A 22,874-nucleotide genomic window follows, 5' to 3' on the forward strand; every position below is an offset into this window, starting at 1 on the left:
GTACATTTACAATTGCCATTAAGGTAATAGGATTTGCAAAATGGGGCATGTGTATTGCTATTGAATGTATAGTTAACCAATAATGATCATGAGAGAGTTTTTTATAAACGGCCTGCACGTATTTGTTATCGTAGTTATCGGTGGTTTCATCATATTTGGCACTATGGCATTAATGGGGAAATTCGATCACTGGGATTCGCGCTTTATTAAAAAAGCACAACATATTTTCAGTCGCCTAAGGCGTTACTTCGACCGGAAACGCACCAGGCAACAAATTATTGAGCAGGACGAAAATATCAGCGCCCGCCGTGAGCACCATGCACATCACGAAACGCATACAAATGATAACGAAACTATTGAATAGTAAACCATTGCAATCATAACAGGTAAGATAATTTGCAAAAACTGTCATCCTGAGTGGTAAAATTTCGCGAAACTCTGAAGGGGAAATGACATACAATAAGAGAACTGTCATCCTGAACGTAGTGAAGGATCTATTCGCGAACTTTTCCGTCGGCGATGCATGTCGGTTAACAGATTCTTCACTTCGTTCAGAATGACAAAGGGGCTATTTCCAACATGTCATGGGTAGGTACGAAGGATCTATCAGTTGTGCATTACCGATAGAAAAGTTCGCGAATAGATCCTTCGTACCTCAGGATGACAGTCTTTTATTTTGAACATTATCTCCAACTACATAGTTCCTGGATTTTACAGCTCAGTATTGGAGGGGTATCAGGTATTTCAGTTTAGCAATAAATTTCGGAGCTACCTTTTCTCCACCCTGTCATAAAACCCGCCAAAGCTGTTATTTTTAACTGCTTCCTCGTTAAAAAAGTCGCCGGGAAAACCAAGTTCAATGGCACTGGCATCACTCAGGCGTTTCATCTGATCGACGTTTAAAGCTACATCAACGGTTTTTAAATTATCAAGCAACTGATCTACCTTGGTGGCGCCCACAATAGGGATGCACGAAAAATATTGCTGACGGGTCCAGTTAAGGGCAACGTGACTTTCGGATACGCCCAGTTCGGCGGCAACTTCCATCACTACTTTTGTAATCTTTTCGGCGAGGGCATTCAGCCGGTTGCTTTCGGGTTTTATGCGGCCTTTATCGCCTTTTAAATATTTACCGGTAAGCGCACCTCCGGCAAGCGGGGCCCAGGGTGTAACTGTCATCCCAAAATGTTTGGCCATCGGTATCAGTTCGCGCTCGGCTGTGCGGGCAAGCAGGCTGTACTCAACCTGTAAGGCTATAAACTGGCTCCAGCCCATCAGTTCGGCCAGGGTATTGCCTTTGGCTACCACCCATGCGGGCGTATCGCTTATAGCGGCATAGGTAATTTTACCTTGTTTTATCAGGTCGTCCATGGCGCGCAGCACCTCGTCAATGGGGGTAATATTATCCCATATATGCAGGTATAAAACATCAATAAAATCAGTTTTAAGGCGCTTCAGGCTTTCCTCTACACTACGCATCATGTTTTTACGGTTGTTGCCCGATGCGTTCGGATTGGTTACGTTATCTTTTAGGGTATACTTTGTTGCCAGCACAAAATAATCCCGGTCGTGATTGCTCATATAATCGCCTATGATCTTTTCGCTGGTGCCCAGCTTATAAACATTGGCTGTATCCAGGAAATTGCCCCCTGCGTTAGCGTAGGCATCCATTATGGCAAAACTGGTCGCCGCATCGGCACCCCAGCCACCTTCGGTACCAAAACCCATAGTGCCCAGGCACAATTCAGAAACTTTAAGGCCCGAGCGGCCAAGTAATTTGTAGTTCATAGGAGCCCCCTCTAAATCTTCCCCGGTAGGGGAGACTTTATTTTTTATTTATTTCAGTTCTATATTAAATTTTTTTTGAGCATAATTTTGTTCTTACCATCGCTTTTTTAAGCCCTCCCTACCGGGGAGGGTTTGGGTGGGGCTCAAACAATAACAAAGGTGCTTTGTAATATTAAACAATACAAATGTATTACCATGAAAATTATAACACTCCATACCCCAATTCATATTCACGAGTTATTTAACATATTGCAGCATAAGCTCAACCAGCTTTTTCATGAACGCAGGCAAAGTGCTATTAACTTCACCATCAGCGGGCATAATGATGTTATTGAAATAAGTCAGCCCGATTTATACGAAGGGGTTTTGTTTAAGCTGGAAATAGTTGATCACGAACTGCATATTACCCGTAACGAGCATTATGTGGATGATGTAAACTCGCTCACGGTAGAATCTATCCTGAACGACTTGTTTGCCGATGTGGCTGGCAAGTACGGCACCGACCTTGTGCAGGAAGGCTAAGCGAAAATTTGAAATATAATTTTTAGCTTTAACAGAAAAACTACCTATGCGTAATATTTGGTACCTGTTGATCTGTTTTTTATTAGCATCGGTCAACCTGAACGCCCAAGCGCCTGTTAAAGCCAAAGGCCCGGCCCCTACTCCTTTGCAGGGCGAGCCGGTTATCATTAAGCGCGATACACTGTTTAAATTTTATGCAGGGCAGGGCTTGTTTGACGTGCGGGAACGTGCGGCCATAGTTACCAAACGAATAGAGGCCCTTGTAGCGCGGATGGATTTTAACCCAGATTCGCTTACGTTAAAAAACGACAGTACATTATCGGTTATTTATTACAACTCGCAAATTGTGATGGCCGTAAATAACCAGGATGCAACTTTTACAGAGCTTAACCGCGCGCAACTTGCCGCCAGCTATTTACTCGTCCTTAAACAAAAACTGGGCAACTACTTTACCAATAATGGCACCCAACAAGTTATAGTTAATATTTTAGAAGCCATAGCCGTTATTGTACTGTTATTAGCACTCATATGGGCACTGTTTAAAGCCTCGCGCTGGTTAAAGCTAAAACTATTAAAGGCTTGGGAAACCCGGATGGATAAACTGGCGTCAACTGGCGCCCCGGTAGTCTACGCTCACCGGCTACTGCCCGTTGTTACCGGCTTGCTGCGCATAGCGCGTATCATAGTTATTATTTTGCTGGTGTACCTTGCACTCCCGGTATTGTTTTATATTTTCCCTTCGTCGAAACCCATTTCGGTACAGTTGCTTGGCTATGTGGTTACGCCTTTTAAAAGCATATTGCTTGCTATTGTACATTATATCCCCAACCTGCTTACCATTGCCGTTATTTACCTGGTAACCCGTTACATTGTTAAGCTGGTAAAATTTATAGCCAACGAAATAGCCCTGGGCAATTTTACTATCAAAGGTTTTTATGCCGAGTGGGCCATGCCCACCTATAACATCATCAGAGTGTTACTTTTCGCATTTATGTTTGTGGTGATATTCCCTTATTTGCCAGGCTCCGATTCAAAGATTTTCCAGGGGGTTACCGTATTCCTGGGGATATTGTTTTCGTTAGGGTCATCATCAGCCATATCCAACATGGTATCGGGCATTGTACTTACCTATATGCGCCCCTATAAAATTGGCGACCGCATAAAAGTAGGCGAAGTTACGGGCGATGTGGTAGAAAAAAACTTATTGGTAACGCGCCTGCGCACCATCAAAAACGAAGATATTACTATACCCAACGCCACCATATTAAGCGGCCACACCACCAACTATACTACCGTGGCTAATACCATGGGGCTGATATTGAACACCACGGTTACCATTGGTTACGATGTGCCCTGGCAAACAGTGCACAACCTTTTAATAGCTGCTGCCGAAGCTACTGATGGTATCCTGGCCGATAAAAAATCTTTTGTACTGCAAACCGCACTCAACGATTTTAATGTGAGTTACCAGCTTAACGCTTATACCGCTTTATCAAACCAAATGGCCGGCGTTTATTCGCGGTTGCATCAAAACATACAGGATAAGTTTAACGAAGCCGGTGTCGAGATCATGTCGCCGCATTATACATCGTTACGGGATGGTAACCATATCCAGATTCCGGATGGCTATGTGGCCGACGGGTATGTTAAACCCGGGTTTAAGGTGGAGTAGGATCATTTAATGAAAATCGGGTATTGCTGAAGGTAGAAGATTTCAGTTAATCCCCAAACAAAAAAAGACGCACATAATGCGTCTCTACAAAAATCTTATCGGTATAAAACCCTATCCGTTTATCCAGCTAAACTTGTACTCCAGCATGGGGTTTTTCATCCTGTCGGCAACACGAAGTAAACGGGTGGGCAGGTTCATGATATAATCGCGGGCTTTTTCGCCGCTTTCATTAAGGTCGGTAACACTTTCAATATGCCAGTCTTCAATCAGCTCTTTCAATATGTCTACATAATCAATCGCAGTGTAAATTCCTAAACGCTGGGCGGCATCGGTAAAGTGGCCAAAAGTTTGGCCTATTTTTAAACCTACTTCGCGCAGGAAGTGGGCCGGCATTACAATTTTTTTGCGCATCATATCCTCAAAGGCTATCATGGCTTCGTTAGGGTCAACCTCAAATATTTTTTCGATAAAGTACTTGTAGGCTTTGGCGTGGCGGGCCTCATCGCCTGCAATTACACCACACATTTTTGATAACAAAGTATCGCCATCTTTTTTAGCCTGCGATGCCACACGCCTGTGCGATACGTTTGTTGCCAGCTCCTGGAAAGAGGTATATATAAAGTTGCGGTACGGATCGGTACCCGTGCCTATATCAAAACCGTCGGCAATAAGGTATTGGGTAGATACCTCCATCATGCGCATATTAACCCGGCCCGATAAATAAAGGTACTTGTTAAGCAAATCGCCGTGGCGGTTTTCTTCGGCAGTCCAGTGGCGTGTCCATTTCATCCAGCCACCGTCTTCATTCTTCGAAACACCATCAACCATAGTAAGCCATGATTCGTAGGTTGGCAACGCTTCTTCGGTAATTGTATCACCAACTAATACAGCAATAAGATCATAGCTCAATCCTTGTGCACTTTCCTGCAGTTCCTTGATTTCGTTAAAGAAGGTATCTCTTGAAGAATCGGGTAAAAAATCAGAGGGCTGCCATATCGTATCAACAGGTTTTAAAAAATCATACATCTTTTCGAGCATGAATTTTTCAATGTGGCTCATTACTTCCCTGCGTTTTTCTACAAAAAATTCCATAACAAATTATTAGTGTTCAAAGGTAACATTTAAACCACAATAAAGTTATATCATTTTAAGGCATTATAACCTATTGCGTCTTTCATACACGCAGGTAAATTGTCCAATGAGGGTTTGCCGGTAAACAGCGAAAACGAACTATTATAGTCCCAAAGCATCCCGGGAATACCCCGCTTTTTTAATGCCAACCTCACGGCTTTAATATACCTGCACCGGCTATCCAAATCTGTATATTTATTATATACGCCATATTCGCCGCATATTATCGGCACGTCATATTTATCGCCCCAGGTCTTCACAATTTGCAGCTTATCATTTACCGACTGTTCGTTACCATCGCGCCGGTACATTTCATGGTTACTTTCGCCAGCGGTGCCTTTGGCCCTGGGATCAAGGGCTGGAAAATTTTCCGCACTATAAGGAAATGATACCCCGGTTGTGGCAACCTGGTTACCTACCCAGCTGGCCCCCTGGTGGGTAAAAAAGAAAGGTTCGTAAAAGTGAAATGTATATATAATATTTTCATCGGCAAGCCTTACAAAACGGCTTAATTCATATATGCTGTTATAATTGCTGGCGCCAATAATAAGCGTGCGTGTTTTATCAACTTTACGCAGTGCAGTTACAACGTTGTAGGCTACATCTTTCCACACATCGGGGCTCATGTGGGGCGGCTCGTTATATAATTCAAAAAACAATTCATCGGCACTGACATTCGTATACCTTTTAGCAAGTTTCACCCATAAATCGATAATTTTCAGGGTTTCGGAACTGCTGTTTGCATCATTTAAATTGCCATCATGGTAATCTAATACCAATTTAAATCCGTACCTATGGCATTGCTTAACCACTTTATCAATGTATTCCAATATTTCTCCGGTTGGTATGTGTGCCGTTTCAAAGTATGTAAAAGCTATAGGGAGCCGTATGCTCCTAAAACCAAGTTTTTTCAGCAACACAAAATCAGCATCTTTTATAGCGCCCTGGTTTAGCGGATTTTTGTTCCATGTTTGCTCGAGCCATGAAAAACTGATGCCATTATTAAGGCTTGCAGCCCGCCTGAAGGCAAGCGCCCGCACCTGCATATATTTTGGACTGCTTTTTGCAACTGGGCAGCTTGTTGTCATGCATAATAATATTAACAAAAAGTTTAAAAGCAGCTTAAAACATATATTTTTGTTCATAAGCATATTATATCCATCACCAATTCATTAATTAGTTCAGGCGTTCATTTTTAATTTATATTTTCAAGATAGCGAATAATGTTTGTTCAAATTACAAAAGAAGAATTAATAAAAGAGACATCAAAAAAAACATGGTTCCAAACTAACAACATTGTTTGGATGATTATATTTCTTTACCCGCTTTTTAGTATAGTCGATTTTATATATGCGCCGGATGTTTGGTTACAGTTTTTTATTGTAAGGATAATTACCTGCCTTATAATTTATGCCTTACACAGCTATGTCCAATACAAAAAATACAATTACCGGATATTATTACATGTTAGCATGTTGCTGCTGTCGGTAACATCGGCGCTGCTTTGTAATATTGTAAGCGTATCTAACTTAAATATATATTACTCACTTTTTGCAACCCTTGTACTGTTTTTTAACCTGCAGGTTTTTTGGGAACCCATTAATTCAATTATCCAGTTTATGCTGGCCATATTGTTTCTTGCCGTGTTTTTTAACATGCAACATGAATATAACCTTGATATCGTGATAAACGGCGGCGGGCAGCTGTTTTTTATCATATCGGCCATATCGTGTATAGTGCCTAACACCCGCTATAAGATAATGCAACGTGATGTGCGTTCGCAGATACTGATCGAGAAATCAAACGAACAGCTAAAGGAGCAAAATACATCAATCAACGAGAAAAACAATCTTATTGATTTACAGTATGAGCAGTTGCGTAGACTTGACGAACAAAAAAACAGCTTTATCAATATAGCCGGGCACGATTTAAAAAACCTCATTGGATCTATCACCATGAGCAACAACATGATCAAAGAGGAAGATTACCGCTTAAGCAACGATCAGAAAGAGTTTGTAGGCTATATAGCCGAATCGGCCGATAAAATGCAGTATATGCTTAACAAGCTGATGGATGTTAAGGAGATCGAATCGCCCGAGATTAAATTCAACCTCGAAATTTTTGATATCAATGTTGAAGTAATGCATATTTTTAAAGGTTTGTATGAAACCGCCCAGCTGAAAAATATCCATTTGGTTGATAACATATTAAAACTACCGCTTAACGTAAAACTTGATAAGGTATTTGCCGGGCAGGTATTCCAAAACCTGTTATCAAATGCTATCAAATTTTCGCAAACCAACAATACCATAAAAATTGTAACCAGTTTGCAGCGCCAACGCTTTGTGTTTGAAATTATTGACGAAGGTATTGCCATTGGGCAAAGCGAGCTGGATATGATGTTTAACAAACTAAAAACATTAAATGATACATCGGGAGTTACCGAAAGCCGCTTGGGGCTTGGCCTTTCAATAGCCAAGTTAATGACCCAGGAAATGGGCGGCGACCTAACATACCGTAGTAATGAAAATGGTAATTATTTCCGAGTAGAATTTTACGTTATAAATTAATTATTTGCAACCCGATGAATAAATTTCTTTCCCTCTTAGCCTTTGTATTTCTTATTAGTACAGCGTCAAAAGCTCAACACCTTGTAACTTTTAAAACGCTGGGCCATGATGATGATATGATATATGGCATGAGCGGTGCCAATTCATTTTATTTCAAAATAACGCCACTTACCGAAATGAATGGCAGTAAAGTGGTTTTATTTTTTGAACCATCGCAGGCCTTGCTTAAAGATCACTCTTATATTAACGTCGTTATAAATAATAAGCCGGCCTATAGCGGCCGCATGACTAAGGATTCCATCCAAAAAATAACACTTACCTTAACCAGGGCCGATTTATCCAACGATAAGTTCCTTAAGATACAAGTTAAAACCCTGCTAACCATCACTGATGATGAGTGCCGCGATCTGGATAACCCCGGCATGTGGTTAAAAGTTAAAAATTACTCGTACTTATCTCTGCTACGTAACAACAAAGGCTTTTTTGATAATGTAAACATCAGCAATTGCTTCGATTCAAAAAAAGCTATCGTTTACCCTACCAACCCTACGCTTCCCGATCTTAAAGCCGTGGCATGGGCTTACTCCAGATTAAAAAAGACACAAACCAGAGACATCATGGTTTATGATGAAGCCCATGTGCCTGATACCCTCAGAAATTATATTAAAGTTGGTACCGTTGGCTCGTTAAGTGCCGATTCGCGCGAGTTGCTAAAAGTAACCCCGCAAAACGGCCAGGGTTTATTTTACCTGCATAAATCAATGAGTTTGGTTACCGATACCAATACCCGTTTGGTTGATGTTAAGGGCGTGCTTACTGCTGTAAAAACAGCAACGCAGGAAATGCAGCCAAAAGAGATATTATTTGTTACCGGCGGCGATAATGCAGGTTATGAAAAAGCGATTACCGCCTTAGGTAACATGAATATTTTAAATTCGACCTATGGCGACTACCTGCTGATTGAAAAAGCACAAAATACATTTTCTAAAACTATCGACGAAAACCGTTCAAAACTTTCATTAAAACAAATTGGTGGTGTAGCCGACTTTTTATCGGGCATCGGATCATTAAAAAGCGCATACTCGTTTAAAAACAGCGATTTTAGTTTTACTCCAAAAGAAGTGGAGATTCGTTTTGTGGCCAATTACAGCGCTTTAAGCGCGGGCGACCGTGGTTTCTTTAACATATACCTGAATGGCCTGCTTATTAACAGCGAAAAGCTTGACGGCACCGGTAAATTAAACACTGCCATTACTATTAACCGTTACCAGCACCACAAATACAATACGCTGGAGGCCGAGTTCAGGTTTTACCCAACCAGCGGCCATTGCAAGGATAGCTTTACCAACTTTTTTGCCGAGGTGGATGTAGACAAATCATACCTGGAATCAAAAAACCCGTTTGTAACCAGCGACCTGAGCTTTTACCAATATCCCGAAGCCTTTAACACCGGTACTACGCGCATAGTGATAACCAAAGACTATGCAAAATATGCAGCAGGGGCCTTAGGCGAGATTATTTATGAATTAAATAACAACATTAACGCTAATAATTTCCCGGAGTTTGTTTATTCGGACGAAATCCCTACCGGCGATCTTAAAAAATATAATATCATCGCCCTGTTATCAAAAAACGACAAATTAATGGGCGAGTTTCCTGATGCCCCAATTAAGTTTGACAAAGATTTCAGGCTATATAAAACCGATGATAACACAACGGTATACTCCTTAAATGATACCGTATCAAACGGGCTTGCGCAAATATTTTACGGCCGCAGCAACAACGCCACGCTGGTACTCACCGCAACCGGAACCCACATTGGCGATGCGTTCCTGGCTGCATCAAAATCAATCACGGAGCAGCTCTCTACCCTGTCAAGCAACGTATGTATATCAGATGTAAACTCCAACAAATACTTGTTCAACATCAATAAATCGAGCGAAAACCTGGAGTATATTGATACCAAAAGCGGGTTAACCCGTTTCTGGGACAGCTATAACCTGTACATTTTGTTGGGGATACTTATATTAATATTGCTATCGTTCCTGTACGTTCGTTCAAGAGTTCAAAGATCACAGGATCTGTTTAACGATTAACCTTTTTATTTAGTATCAAGTAGTAAGTATCAAGTAGCAAGATTTTTGACTTCCGGAAGTTCGGACAGAAGGCCGTCTCACGACTTACTACTTGATACTTACTACTAATAAAGTAATTTATATACATATAATGAGTATTTCAATTCCTGAACTTTTGGTTAATGACGGGTTTATAACACCAGGCGATCAGGTAAAAATTAAAAGTTTTTCAGAAAGATCAGGTATGGCCTACGTAAAAATAGCGCTTAACTTTGGTTACATTTCCCGCAAAAACTATGAACGCTCATTAAGTAACGCCGGCTATCATTTTGCAGAAATAAGAGAGGAGGCTTTTGATACCGAGGTATTAAAAAAGGTTGAACTTAAATTTGCCAATGACCACCTCGCCCTCCCCCTCCGTATCGAGAACAACCGGGTGGTTACGCTTATGGCCGATCCATCAGACCAGCTTTTTGTCGATTTTATCAGGTTTACCTATGATATGGAACCCGACATTATTGCTGCCTATGATTTGGATATTACCTGGCTTAGCCACAAATTATTGGGCGAAAAATACGTTAAAGCATCCGTTTATGAATTGATGAGGCGCGACCCCAAAAGTTCGGCTTCTACCACTTTCACCACCCCTCAACTGGCATTCATATTTATATTGCTGAGTATTACAGCGGCAGGGATGGTTTTAAACTTTAAAAACACGTCAATTGCCATCAACGTAGTTATCAGTATGTTTTTCCTGGTGGCTATTACCTTTAAATTGTTCCTGGCCCTGGTAGGATCGCGGTTTGAGCTGCACCAGGCGGTAACTAAGCATGAAGTGCGCGATGTTGTTGATGCCGAGCTCCCACTATACACCGTATTGCTGCCGGTTTATAAAGAGGATAAACTCATCAAAAAACTGATCTGGAATCTGCAAAGCCTTGACTATCCGCGCGAGATGCTGGATATAAAGTTACTGATTGAAGAAGACGATGATAAAACGTTAAAAGCTGTTCAAAACCTTGATTTTCCGGCTGTTTTTGAGGTAATTGTGGTGCCTTTTCACATGCCTAAAACCAAGCCTAAAGCTTGTAATTATGGGCTGCATTTTTCAAGGGGTAAATTTTTGACCATTTATGATGCCGAGGATATCCCCGATACCGATCAGCTTAAAAAAGTAGTTACCTTATTTGCCAAACTGCCCGATCATTACATTTGTATTCAAAGCGCGCTTAACTATTTTAACCGCAATGAAAACTTCCTTACCCGTATGTTTACCCTGGAGTATTCATACTGGTTTGATTATATGCTGCCCGGCTTAGATACCCTCGACATTCCAATCCCCTTGGGCGGCACCAGCAACCACTTTAAAATGGATGCCCTTATTGAGCTTGGCGCCTGGGATCCCTTTAACGTAACCGAAGATGCCGACCTTGGTGTGCGTGCTTACGCCAAAGGTTATAAAATAGCCATCATCAATTCAACCACCTACGAAGAAGCTAATAACGAACCCATTAACTGGATTAGGCAGCGCTCCAGGTGGATAAAGGGCTATATGCAAACCTACCTGGTACACATGCGCAACCCTATTGAATTAATCAGGAAAATTGGCTTTAAAGGTTTTTTAGGCTTTAACTTTTTTATCGGCGCCACATCGGCCACGTTTTTGGTTTACCCGCTGTTGCTGGCTATATTTATCTGCTACCTGGTTTTCGATTTTTCAACAATCCGCACCCTGTTTCCTGATTGGGTTTTGTTTATGGCTATATTTAATTTGATGGTAGGCAACATCCTGATGATATATGTAAACATGATGGCCGTATTTAAACGCCGTTATTTTGAACTGATATTGTTTGCCCTTGCCAACCCGGTTTATTGGTTAATGCACTCGGCAGCAGCCTATATGGGCTTATACCAGCTGATAACCAATCCGTTTTATTGGGAAAAAACCAACCATGGTTTAAGCAAAGTGAAAAATCCTACAAATGTTGTTAAATAAAAAATGAGGATCTCTAAAAGTCAATACCTGTTTATAATAACCGCAATACTTGCTGTTTATTACCTGGCAGTGGGCATTTACATGAACCATTTGGGCTATTATAACCAGGAGAGTATTTTTTATATCGAAAAAACCAAGATTATTTTTGAGGGCCTTGGCAACCGTATTAAAGTAATGGGGCTTACGTCGCCGCTATTGCCTTTTTATTGTTCTATAATTTTCAGTTCAGTAAGCACCTTTCTGGCGCCTGTAATAGCATCTGCGCTGGGTACTGCCGTTTTATTTTACATACTTGCCTCTACGTTAAAAACCCGTATCCAGCACGACGATTTTTACTTTTACATATTTGTCGCCTTATTTTTTTTACACCCGGGTATCATATATGTGGCAGCATCGGGCAAGGCTATTTACCTGGTACTTATCAGCTTTTTCCTGTTCTTTTTTAACCTGTTAAAGTTTTACCGGTCCAATACAACTTTCCACGTTTCATTAGCCAGTATTTCGCTGGTGATACTTATTTTTTGCGATTATAAGTTTGTATGGCTTTGCCTGTTTTTTATACCGTTGGTATTGGCCATTACTTTACAAAGCTTAAATCTTGGCGAAAAGGAATCTATTTTCCGGCTGTTTTTAAGTTTTAACAGTCCATCGCTGCGCCGTAAGCTCGTAAGCAAAACCTTTGCAATTTATATTATCCTGTTTATTTTGCCCATTGCCTCTATCATTTCTTACAAGCTGCTCAACCTAACCCATTCCAACGATCTTAACTACTTTATCGAAAGCCCCTATGCCACCTGGAATGTGTTGGTTGATAAACTAAACTACGATATTACAACAGCCGCAACCAACTACCAGCTGCCCGAACTTTCGGTACTGGTATCCGTAAGGGTTATCTATTTTTGCCCGCTTATTTTGATAGCTATATATCTTTTCCGCGAAAGTACTTACCAGGCTTTAACTATTTTAACTCCTTTCGCGTTTATCGAGTTTTTGCACATCAAATACGATAAGCTATATATTACTTATGAGTACTACCTTATTTTCCTTATACTATCGTTGCTTTGCCTTATATTTAAGGCACTGGTAGTTCAAAATCAAAAGGTTTTTAAAATAATTGTTTTGGTTGCTGCGCTATCAACATTTTATACTGGTTACTCTTTTTTAAAAGGATCATTCATTCATGATGAAAAAGCATTTATAACCACACTTGTGAGCGGCGAACATAATATGGACCAGATTGAAATTATGGATATGGCAGGCTATATCAACACCTTGCCAAAAAACTCACATGTGCTTATGGACGATGCCATAGCATACCCGGTTGCAGCGTTTACAAACGATATCAGAAGATTAACGCTGCCGTACCAGGACCTGTTTTTAAGCGCCATCGAAACGCCCTACCGGTATGATGATTACATCCTGATTGCTACGGCCAAAAATCCGTTTACCGGCTATACACAGCTTAACAATAAGTATATCCCGGCCATTCGTATTGCAAATAGCGGCATTAACTACCGCCGCGTTCACGAAACCAACAACTGGGTGCTATACAAAATCATCTCCATCCGATAAAATTGAACTATTAACTATTGACTGACTTATATTAACCAAGACCTGCTCTACAAAAAGCAGGTCTTTTATGTTTAAAGGCAATCTCATCACGCCACATTATCCAGCATGGGCGTACCCATTACAAACCAGGCTTTGGTAATTTTATCACCAGCTACCTCGTAAATACAAAGGGCATCAATATGCCCGGGCCCATCAGGAAAAGTGCGGGATACCTGCTCAAAGTCGACAACCTTATTGTTAAGCACTGTGCGGGTAAGCAACTCACCAAACAAATTGGGCTCCCGGAATCTAACCAGGTGTCTTTCGCGTATGGCTGCGGCTCCGCTGGCCAGTAGTGTGTCCGGGAATTCATAATACAGGGCGTCGTCGGCCCAACAGGTCATAAACAAATCAATATCCTTTGCATTATAGGCATCCAGTTGTTTTTTTACTACCTGTTCAATAGCAGTTTTTGCGGTGTTTTCCATTGGTAATTTATTGGTACAGCTAATATAAGATGTTGTGGGATTGATAATATGCACAGCGGGCTTTATTAGTGCCCACCACCGCCGCAGCCGCTACAACCCGAGGATGAGCAGCCCGAGCACCCACTGCTGCAACCGCTGTGCCCACCGCAGCCATGTGAACCACCGTCACCATGTGAACCACCGTGAGCGGAATGGCCGCCATGGTGGCCGCTATCCCCGTCGCCGCCGCAACCACTGTTGCTATCATTGTTGTTTTTACTATCGTCATCGCTGTCACCGTCCCCGCCCTTGTAAACCGCCACAACCACCAGCCCTATAACTCCTGTCATAATAGCCAACGCTATGCTGGTTTCTGAGGCCTGTATAAACAAGCCTGCGGCAACAATCAGCATCAGTAAAATAACAACCTGGCTGATATTGCGGGGCTTGGGCAGCAGCCAGTACCTACCCATATTTACCCGCCTGAAATTGATATCTGTAAAGCGGGTTTGGTTATTGTGCCAGATATCAGCAGGTGGTTGCATACCGAAAGCTTCGGCATACAACTGATGTGTATGGGTATAATACCCATCAAATTTAACGGCCTCGGCCTGGCCCCCTTTGGTTGGGTTATGATGTATTTGCTGCCTTAGGGTATCGCGGCATAAATCGTTCCAGTACGATTGGGTGAAGGTTAAATGCAGGTGCCAGGCCTGGTCTACCGGATCAGACGGAGTTACCCCACCAGGAGTGATACAACACAGGAAAATGAACTTTTTATATTCTTCAATCACGCGCAGGGCATAGTTGCGCGGCCAGCCATTTTCGCGGGCCAGCCTGTCCGAAAATTTGAAATCGACCCCAGGTTTATCTATACTATAGTTTTTAATATTTTGCCAAAGTAACTCTTGTTCGGGTATCATGATAGTGCAGGTTATCTGGCTTAAATGTACTTAAACGCCGGCAGAAGAAAAAGGGGGAACAATGCTGGATATTTATCGTAAGCTTATTCTCAAACCCGATAATCATCCCCATCACAAATTAAACATCACCTTAGCCAGCAACATCCTGCCCGGAATGCTGTACGTGCTTGACGTAAACACGTTGGCCGACAAATACAGCGAAGTATAGTTTTTTACGTTGAACAGGTTTTGGGCGGTTAGCTGTACATCTATTTTGGGTTTACTGAATTTGTAGCGTATAGTTGCATCGGCAAAAAAGTATTTAAGATCATTGGCCTGCTGCTGGTGGGTGTAATAATGATCGGCAGCAAGGTTGAACTGCAGGGTATTAAGCGGATTATATTCAATAGCGGCAGTTTGAATAAGCCGCTGAAATTTGCTGCTGCCGGCTACTGCTGTTGATTTGCTGGTGGTTTGGCTGTAATTGGCCTTATAGCTTAAATTAACTGTACTGCTCAGTTTGCTTTCGGCACCCACGTTCAGCGTTTCGCCTACGGTATTGAAGGGCAGGATAAGTCCGTTTTGCAGCTGGTTTAGCCGGGCGGTTTGCCAGGAAGCCCCGGCGCTGAAAGTGGTTTGCAAATCGAAATTATACTTACTCACATAGCCGCTTACCGCCCAGGCGTCCGTTTTATTATCATAAGGCAGCACAACCCGTTGCTGCAGGTTATTGGTTAATGTGCTGGATGCAATGTTGTTGGCGTAAATATGGCTGTAATTAACATTCAGGCTAAAAAAGAACAGCGTAATGGCTTTGCGGTAGTTAAAGCCCAGGCCTGCATTTTGGCTCTGGCGCTCGGTAAGGTCGGCGCTGTTAGCGTACAGCGTGCGGTAATTGGTCAGGATATAGCCACGGTACACATCCTGAATGCTGCCAATGTTGTTGCGCAAATTATAGTTCAGGGTAAAATAGTTTTCGATGCCGCTTTGGTATTTTACATACATCCGCGGGTTAAAGTACAAGCGGTTAAGGCTGTTACTTAACTGGTAGTAATCATCACTGTAATGGGTTTGCTGCCAGCTGAGGGGCAGGCTGGCCTCTATCTTCAGAATTTTGCCGGGTATGTCAAAATCTGCCTCGGCGTACGCCTTGTTACGGCTCCAGTTTAAGCTGTTGCGGGTGCTATCGCCAACCGGGTTAACCGTATTGTTTTGCTGGGTAGCTGATAGCGCCGAGTTTAACGTTTGCGACTGGCTGCTGAACCCCGCCTTATAGCTTTGTGTTATATGCTGACCTGGTATTTTATAAGCCAGGTAATTGTTGCTGAACCAGGTAGGGATATTTACCGTTTGGGTAAGCAGCGAATAATTTACACCGTTGTTAAAAATATCCGGGTTAAGGTTTGGCTCAATAACCCGGCTCTCGGGTTCAGATGTGCGGTTAATGTAACTATACACCTCCATAATTTTATCGGAATGGAAGGTTTTCATCCAATTAAGCTCGTTAGAAAAATTGAACAAATTATCCTTAAACGTTTGGTTTACGGGCACGCCATTGCTCACCAGGTTTGAGTACGAAGTATTGTGGTTATAATCAGTTACCAGGTTATCGTTCAGGTAATATTTGTTTTGATTAACGTTCAGGGTAAACTGGGTATGGATTAAATCGGGGCGCCATTTATTATTTTGCTTTTCGGTATAACGGATGGTATCGCCGGGCAGGTAAACCTCGCTCAGGCGGCTGTAATCCTGGTGCTGGCTATCGCGCAGGTATGATATATTGGCCCGCAGCTGCACATCTTTTTTCAGATTAACCAGGTTGTTAAGGTTAACTATACCCGATTGATTAAACAAATACCTGTTGCGCGGCAGATCCGGGTCGCCGGCGGTGCCTAAGGACAATACAGTACCGGGCTGATCATTATCCAGGCGTTGCATGTGCTCGGCCGAATTGTGCGACACCAGATCGCCGGCCACATCATAGCCCGTGTTGTTGCCGCGCAGGTAATTAATAGCCTTGTATTTATCTTTAAACATCATGGCATTAATGTCTTCATCGTACTTTTTGGGCAAGCCCGCGCCTATGGTTTCCTGCCCTATCAGCTGTAGTTTGGCATCTTTTTTTATGGTGAGGTTAAGGGCCACATCCTCGCTTACCACCTTATCGCGCAGCATTTTTACGGGCTGATGATTTTCCATCACCTGCACCTGGTCAACCACGCCATGGGGTATGGTGCCGGTAGCAATATTATATTTATCGTCCAGCAGGTTATCACCACCTATGTACAGGTTGGATATGGCCTTGCCGTTATAGCTTATTTTGCCGTCCTTGGCTATATCAATGCCCGGCAGCTTTTTAATTACATCGCCAATAACTCTATCCTGCGGGCTGCTAAAATCCGACACCTTGTAGCTGGTAGTATCGCCGCTAACCCGCAGCCGCGGCCGGTTATTTTTTATGGTAACACCCTGCAGCTGATGCACCGCGCCTGCAAGTTTAAAGTTGTAGGGTATTGTAAAGGTGCTTACCGGTAGCCCCGCCTTTTTAAAGCCTATGCAACTGGCCTCCAAAGTAAGGCCGCTTTTATCGGCATTAGCGGGAATACCCAGGCTGTATAGCCCTCCTGCATCGCTGGTGGTATAGGCTATAATAAGGCCTGCGCTGTTTTTAAGGTTGATGCCGGCGTAGCTTATTGGCTTGCCAATGCTATCGGTAACTTTGCCTTTGATGCTTTGGCCAAGGCATACCATGCCCATGAGCATCCAAAATATGAATACCCCGGCGCTTTTATGCAGGCGGCTCATTTTTTTTCGGGAAGCTCTAAAGGGTTATTGATTACCGGCCCCGTACCGTTTATCCGGATTTTTACCTGGTCGCCACCACCCGGGCCCTGGCCAGGCCCGCCTGCCCGCATGCCGCCACCCGAGCCTGCCATGGCCGACTGTGCAAAAGCATTGGGGTCTTTCCGCATGGCGGCTTCCAGGTTTTTAAATTCTTTTTCGGTGGTTTTGACGGCATCGGTTGGCAGGGCTATTACGTTCGGATCATCGTTGGCATCGTCCATGCCAATCAATTTAATTGTTGCGCCGCCGGGGACCGGGGCTTCTGTGGCAGGCTTTGGCGAATTGGCTACCTCGTCGAGGCCGTCAAACTTAAATACCACCTCTTTATTAGTATCATAAGCCTCCACAATTAAGCCCGGCAAACCGTTCAGTTTCCACGGCCCGGCATGAAAAGGCAAATCCGGGCAAAACCAGGCTGTATAATCCCTGCCCTTGAAATGTCCCGTAGCTTTTTGGCAATGCAAACCCGAAAAACTGGCTGTATCGGCGCTTATCTTCCAGTCAATCACCGGCATGGGCTCTTCAATCATATACGGGGTTATCAGCCGCTCTTTACGTACCAGTTTATGTTGCAGCGGAAACTGGTAAAACTCATTCCGGGTGGTAGGCGCGCCGCCGGTTATTTTAATATTGACGCTGCCACTTCCCTTTTGCTCGGCCATCTGGTCGGCAACCTGCTTTTTCATCAGGGCCTCCTGCAACTTGCGGTCGTAACTTTTATAAGCGCTGGAAGTTGCACCCACAAACAGCACCATATTTTCGGTATATGGCTTATCCCTGTGCGTAGTATCCCGCAGGTGCGAAAACTTGTAATGCACAACAGCCTTTGCAGTATCGGGCCTTTGCGCCTGTGCCCCACCAGCAAGGCCAAACAGGCAGGCTAAAAAGAGTATCGTTTTTTTCATGATGGTTATAAGGTTATATCTGTTTTTAATAATTACAGATCAAATATAACTAACACAATAGTTAAACTACGAAGTTTTCGTAGAATTAACAAAATTTAACAATTGGTGGAGCGTTCATTGGTTCATTGGTGGCTCGCTGGATAGCTTTCGCTTTGTGTTGCTCATCGGCGTATGAGTATCATAGGGCCATCATGCAAAGACAGCCTTATTAGCCCTGAAAGGGCGACATCCGTCTGCGATGGGCATCGACCATCGGTTAAATGTATTGACGAGACCGCCCTGAAAGGGTGGCATATATTTTACCTTTTCAGAACTGTCTATTTAATCATTAAATACAGCCCCGCAGCAATTGACGCGCCCACAATTGGGCCTAATACAGGGATCCAGGCGTAGGGCCAGTCGCTGGTACCTTTGTTTTTTATGGGGAGTATCATGTGCATAATGCGCGGGCCAAGGTCACGACAGGGGTTAATGGCGTAGCCGGTGGTACCACCCAGCGATAAACCTATTACCCATACCAGTAATGCCACCGGTATAGCGCCAACCGAGCCAAGGCCGATGGGCGTGCTTGTAGGCAAAATCTGCGCGCCCGATATGTAAAATATAGTAAACAGTAATACAAAGGCGCCAATAACTTCGCTGGTAATGTTGGATACGTAATTACGCACGGCGGGGCCCGTGCAAAACACGGCCAGTATAGCGGCTGGATCATTGGTGCGTTTAAAATGATCATAGTACATTACCCATACCAGGAACGAGCCTATCATCGCGCCCAAAAACTGCGCCGCTATGTATACCGGTACTTGCGCCCAGGCAAATTTACCCGCTATGGCCAACGCTATGGTAACGGCAGGATTAAGGTGCGCACCGCTATAAGGCCCCGCAACCACCACCCCCACAAATACCGCCAGGCCCCAGGCCGTGGTAATTACTATCCAACCGCTATTATTTCCCTTGGTATCTTTTAATACTACGTTGGCCACAACGCCATCGCCTAAAAGTATGAGTAACATGGTGCCAATGAATTCGGCAATAAATGGAGACATGGTAATAGGTATTAATTGTAAATGATTAAAATGACTTTAACAGGCTATAAGCAATATCGAATAATGAATTTCGAATATCCAACACCGAATTGTTTCTTCGTTATTCGGTGTTGGACATTCTGTGTTCGATATTAAATCATCCTTTTTCCTTAACTCGACGGCGTTGGATTATCTGCCCAACACTTAGCCGCATGAATGGCCCGTTCCCAGCCTGCAATATCCGCTTTAATATCCTCCGGGTTACCGGCGGGGATAAATTCCTTTTCGGATTGCCACAGCTGTTGTATTTCGGCCACATCTTTCCAAAAGCCTACTGCCAGGCCGGCAAGATAGGCCGCACCTAAGGCGGTGGTTTCTACTACGTTTGGCCTTATCACTTTACAATTTAACACATCGGCCTGGTATTGCATCAGCAAATCGTTGGCTGTTGCGCCACCATCTACCCGCAGCTCTTTAATGGGCATTCCGGCATCAGCCTCCATGGCTTTTAAAACATCCATAGTTTGGTAGGCTATGGATGCCAGGGCCGCCCGTGCAAGGTGCCCGGCGGTGGTTCCGCGTGTAAGGCCAACTATAGTGCCCCGCGCCTCAGGGTCCCAGTAAGGGGCGCCCAGGCCGGCAAAGGCCGGTACAAAAAATACACCTCCGGTATCTTTAACACTGGTAGCCAACTGTTCTACATCTGCCGATGTTTTGATGATGCCTAAACCATCGCGCAGCCATTGCACTACGGCACCACCAATAAATATGCTGCCTTCAAAGGCGTATTGTATTTCGCCGTTAATTTTCCAGGCAATGGTGGTAAGCAGGTTGTTTTTTGATTCGATAAACTGGTTGCCAATGTTCATCAGCATAAAGCAACCGGTGCCGTAGGTATTTTTAACCATGGCCTTGTCAATACACATTTGCCCAAACAAGGCGGCATGCTGATCGCCGGCTATGCCTGCAATAGGTATTTTACTTGCAAATATCGTTGTAGCCGTTTCCCCGTAAACCTCGCTTGATTGTTTTACTTCGGGCAGCATGCTTTTGGGGATGTCCAGCAGCTGCAGCAACTCATCATCCCATTGCTGGGTGCGGATGTTGAACAGCATGGTACGGCTGGCGTTGGTTACATCGGTTACATGCGCCTGGCCGCGGGTAAATTTCCATACCAGCCAGCTATCAACCGTGCCGAAGGCCAGTTTACCTGCATCGGCCAGCGCCCGCGCACCATCCACATTATCCAGGATCCATTTTATTTTGGAGCCCGAAAAATAGGCATCTATCACCAGCCCGGTTTTGGAGCGGATCATATCGCTGTGGCCATCCTGTTTCAGTTTATCGCAATAAGCCGCGGTACGCCTGTCCTGCCAAACTATGGCGTTGTAAATGGCTTCGCCGGTTTCGCGGTTCCATACTATGGTGGTTTCGCGCTGGTTGGTAATACCTATGGCTTTAATGTTTTTGCCATTAAGCCCTGCCTTAACGGTAGCCTCGGCAGCCACACCCGCCTGGGTCGACCAAATTTCGTTCGGGTCGTGCTCAACCCAGCCCGGTTTTGGGAAATATTGTTTAAATTCCTTTTGCGAAAGCGCTATAATTTGCCCTGCATGATCAAATATGATCGCCCTCGAGCTGGTTGTCCCCTGGTCAAGGGCCAAAATGTATTCTTCCATTACTTAGGTATTTATAATTGTTGGTTTATTGAGAGTCAAGAATTAAGAGTCAAGAATCAAGAAAAAAGCTGTCCGTTTATTGTAATGTATAGTTATCTATCCGCCCGGCTTTTTTCCTTGTCTTGACTCTTGATTCTTAACTCTTGATTCTTCTTGCTAATATATAGTTTCCGGCTACCTTATTAAAGGCGTTTATCTGTTCTGTTTGCCATTCGGCATCTTTATCCAACTCGGCGGCCATTAACCGGGCAACCTCAGGGGCCATGGCCATGGCCAGCCGGGCATCTAAAAATAATACGCGGGTACGGCGGGCCAGTATATCCTCAACTGTACGCGCCATCTCGTGCCGTACCGACCAAATCACCTCGCCTTTAGTATACTCATCATCCGGGTGCACGCGGTTTTTCCAATCGTCATCCTCGTTTGCCAGCGCCAGTACCTTTTCTATATCATCGCCATAAACAAACAAATGACTGCTCCTGTCGGGATTTGGCCTGCTGCCATGGATAGACAGGCCGGCAGTGTGGCAAACCTTGTTTGGTAATTTGCCCACCTCTATCGCTTTATTGATGGTATCCTCGCCCATTTTGCGATAGGTGGTCCACTTGCCCCCGGTTATGGTGATAAGCCCCGATTTGGAAACAATCAGCTTATGGCTGCGCGAAATCTCTTTGGTTTTCGACGAATCATCCTGCGGAGCCGCCAATGGCCGCAGCCCCGCGAAAACACTTAACACATCCTCCCGCCCGGGTGCTTTTTTCAGGTATTTAGCCGCAGTGCGCAAAATAAAGTCAATTTCGGCATCAAGGGCTACCGGCTCCAGGCTATGCCCGTCAATAGGCGTATCGGTAGTGCCCACCAACAGCTTATTATGCCAGGGCACCACAAACAACACCCGGCCATCCTCGGTTTTCGGAATCATAATGGCATCCTCGCCGGGCATAAACTGCCTGCCCAACACCAGGTGTACCCCCTGGCTTGGCCTTACCAAAGGCTTTTTATCGGGCACATCCATTTTAAGCACATCATCTACAAAAACCCCGGTGGCGTTAATAACCGTTTTGGCTTTCAGCCTGTAGCTAAGCCCCGTTTCGGCATCAACGGCATCAACGCCCGCCATTTTTTGGTTGCCATCCTTTAAAAGGCCGCTAACTTTAAAATAATTTAACACGGCGGCCCCTTGCTCCAAAGCGGTTTGCGCCAGGTTTATAGCCAGCCGCGAATCATCAAACTGCCCGTCGTGATATACTACGCCGCCGTGCAGACCCTTATCTTCAATCCCCGGCAGCCTGCTGATGGTGTCCTGTTTCGAGATATGCTTCGCCCTGCCAAAGCCCAGTTTGCCGGCCAGCAAATCATATATGGTTAGTCCGATGGTATAAAACACACCATCAAACCAACTGTAATTAGGAATAATAAAACTTTCGTTTTTCACCAGGTGCGGGGCGTTTTTTAACAGTAAACCCCGCTCGTGCAGCGCCTCGCGAACCAGGCCAATATCGCCCTGCGCCAGGTAACGTACGCCGCCATGCACCAGCTTGGTGGCCCGGCTTGAAGTGCCTTTGGCAAAGTCGGCCTGCTCCAGTAACAGGGTTGATAGCCCCCTCGAGGCCGCATCAACCGCGGCGCCAAGGCCGGTTGCGCCGCCCCCGATGATAATGATATCCCAAATTTTATCCTGGTTATGGATGGATTGCAAAATGGAATCTCTTTTGAAAATACTCATTTTAATTCTGTTGTATTTCGA

17 protein-coding genes are annotated in these 22,874 nt (G+C 44.2%); 7 read left to right on the forward strand and 10 right to left on the reverse strand.

What is annotated here, in order from left to right; genetic code table 11:
- Positions 1-88: 88 nt before the first annotated feature.
- The gene (locus AC1RM2_RS08810) at positions 89-364 is read left to right on the forward strand and encodes a hypothetical protein (protein ID WP_492984655.1); all 276 of its coding nucleotides are present in this window, start codon (positions 89-91) and stop codon (positions 362-364) included.
- Between the two features lie 404 nt (positions 365-768).
- Here the strand turns inward: AC1RM2_RS08810 and AC1RM2_RS08815 are convergent, their stop codons facing one another.
- Positions 769-1,788, reverse strand: a complete 1,020-nt coding sequence (locus AC1RM2_RS08815; RefSeq protein WP_492984656.1) for an aldo/keto reductase — start codon at positions 1,786-1,788, stop codon at positions 769-771.
- A 195-nt stretch (positions 1,789-1,983) separates the two neighbouring features.
- Between AC1RM2_RS08815 and AC1RM2_RS08820 the strand changes: the two genes are divergently transcribed.
- Together AC1RM2_RS08820 and AC1RM2_RS08825 are read left to right on the forward strand one after the other, a co-directional pair.
- Positions 1,984-2,310, forward strand: a complete 327-nt coding sequence (locus tag AC1RM2_RS08820) for a hypothetical protein (protein ID WP_492984658.1) — start codon at positions 1,984-1,986, stop codon at positions 2,308-2,310.
- A gap of 46 nt (positions 2,311-2,356) precedes the next feature.
- On the forward strand, positions 2,357-3,982 hold the full coding sequence (locus AC1RM2_RS08825) for a mechanosensitive ion channel family protein (RefSeq protein ID WP_492984660.1): 1,626 nt from the start codon (positions 2,357-2,359) through the stop codon (positions 3,980-3,982).
- Positions 3,983-4,093: 111 nt separating this feature from the next.
- On the opposite strand, the gene AC1RM2_RS08830 is transcribed toward AC1RM2_RS08825, so the two are convergent.
- A complete protein-coding gene (locus AC1RM2_RS08830; protein ID WP_477358846.1) occupies positions 4,094-5,074 on the reverse strand; it encodes an acyl-ACP desaturase in 981 nt (326 codons plus the stop codon).
- Between the two features lie 50 nt (positions 5,075-5,124).
- Positions 5,125-6,201: a glycoside hydrolase family 5 protein gene (locus AC1RM2_RS08835; RefSeq protein WP_492984661.1), complete on the reverse strand. Its 1,077-nt coding sequence runs from the start codon at positions 6,199-6,201 to the stop codon at positions 5,125-5,127.
- A 135-nt stretch (positions 6,202-6,336) separates the two neighbouring features.
- Here AC1RM2_RS08835 and AC1RM2_RS08840 point away from each other — a divergent pair, with 135 nt between their 5' ends.
- The 4 genes from AC1RM2_RS08840 to AC1RM2_RS08855 all read left to right on the forward strand — a co-directional run bounded on the left by AC1RM2_RS08840 (position 6,337) and on the right by AC1RM2_RS08855 (position 13,326).
- The gene (locus tag AC1RM2_RS08840; protein WP_492984663.1) at positions 6,337-7,683 is read left to right on the forward strand and encodes a sensor histidine kinase; all 1,347 of its coding nucleotides are present in this window, start codon (positions 6,337-6,339) and stop codon (positions 7,681-7,683) included.
- A 14-nt stretch (positions 7,684-7,697) separates the two neighbouring features.
- Entirely contained in the window at positions 7,698-9,779 is a 2,082-nt protein-coding gene (locus AC1RM2_RS08845) for a cellulose biosynthesis cyclic di-GMP-binding regulatory protein BcsB (RefSeq protein WP_492984664.1), read from the forward strand.
- Between the two features lie 130 nt (positions 9,780-9,909).
- Positions 9,910-11,754 (forward strand): glycosyltransferase, encoded by a 1,845-nt coding sequence (locus AC1RM2_RS08850; RefSeq protein WP_492984666.1) that lies wholly within the window; start codon positions 9,910-9,912, stop codon positions 11,752-11,754.
- 3 nt (positions 11,755-11,757) lie between these two features.
- The gene (locus AC1RM2_RS08855; protein WP_492984667.1) at positions 11,758-13,326 is read left to right on the forward strand and encodes a hypothetical protein; all 1,569 of its coding nucleotides are present in this window, start codon (positions 11,758-11,760) and stop codon (positions 13,324-13,326) included.
- An 86-nt stretch (positions 13,327-13,412) separates the two neighbouring features.
- Here AC1RM2_RS08855 and AC1RM2_RS08860 read toward each other — a convergent pair whose 3' ends face one another.
- The 7 genes from AC1RM2_RS08860 to AC1RM2_RS08890 all read right to left on the reverse strand — a co-directional run bounded on the left by AC1RM2_RS08860 (position 13,413) and on the right by AC1RM2_RS08890 (position 22,853).
- The gene (locus AC1RM2_RS08860; protein ID WP_492984669.1) at positions 13,413-13,793 is read right to left on the reverse strand and encodes a nuclear transport factor 2 family protein; all 381 of its coding nucleotides are present in this window, start codon (positions 13,791-13,793) and stop codon (positions 13,413-13,415) included.
- Between the two features lie 65 nt (positions 13,794-13,858).
- Positions 13,859-14,695 (reverse strand): glycine-rich domain-containing protein, encoded by an 837-nt coding sequence (locus tag AC1RM2_RS08865; protein WP_492984671.1) that lies wholly within the window; start codon positions 14,693-14,695, stop codon positions 13,859-13,861.
- A 111-nt stretch (positions 14,696-14,806) separates the two neighbouring features.
- A complete protein-coding gene (locus AC1RM2_RS08870; protein ID WP_492984672.1) occupies positions 14,807-17,479 on the reverse strand; it encodes a TonB-dependent receptor in 2,673 nt (890 codons plus the stop codon).
- Positions 17,476-18,423 carry a GLPGLI family protein gene (locus AC1RM2_RS08875; RefSeq protein ID WP_492984674.1) on the reverse strand — a complete coding sequence of 316 codons (948 nt, stop codon included), beginning with the start codon at positions 18,421-18,423 and terminating at the stop codon, positions 17,476-17,478. Before AC1RM2_RS08875 ends, AC1RM2_RS08870 begins: the two co-directional genes overlap by 4 nt.
- A gap of 317 nt (positions 18,424-18,740) precedes the next feature.
- Positions 18,741-19,469 carry an MIP/aquaporin family protein gene (locus AC1RM2_RS08880; protein ID WP_492984675.1) on the reverse strand — a complete coding sequence of 243 codons (729 nt, stop codon included), beginning with the start codon at positions 19,467-19,469 and terminating at the stop codon, positions 18,741-18,743.
- Positions 19,470-19,618: 149 nt separating this feature from the next.
- A complete protein-coding gene (glpK, locus tag AC1RM2_RS08885; RefSeq protein ID WP_492984676.1) occupies positions 19,619-21,127 on the reverse strand; it encodes a glycerol kinase GlpK in 1,509 nt (502 codons plus the stop codon).
- A 136-nt stretch (positions 21,128-21,263) separates the two neighbouring features.
- Entirely contained in the window at positions 21,264-22,853 is a 1,590-nt protein-coding gene (locus tag AC1RM2_RS08890) for a glycerol-3-phosphate dehydrogenase/oxidase (RefSeq protein ID WP_492984678.1), read from the reverse strand.
- Between the last annotated feature and the right edge of the window lie 21 nt (positions 22,854-22,874).

This window comes from Mucilaginibacter sp. GW822-FHT03E02 (genome assembly GCF_058801545.1).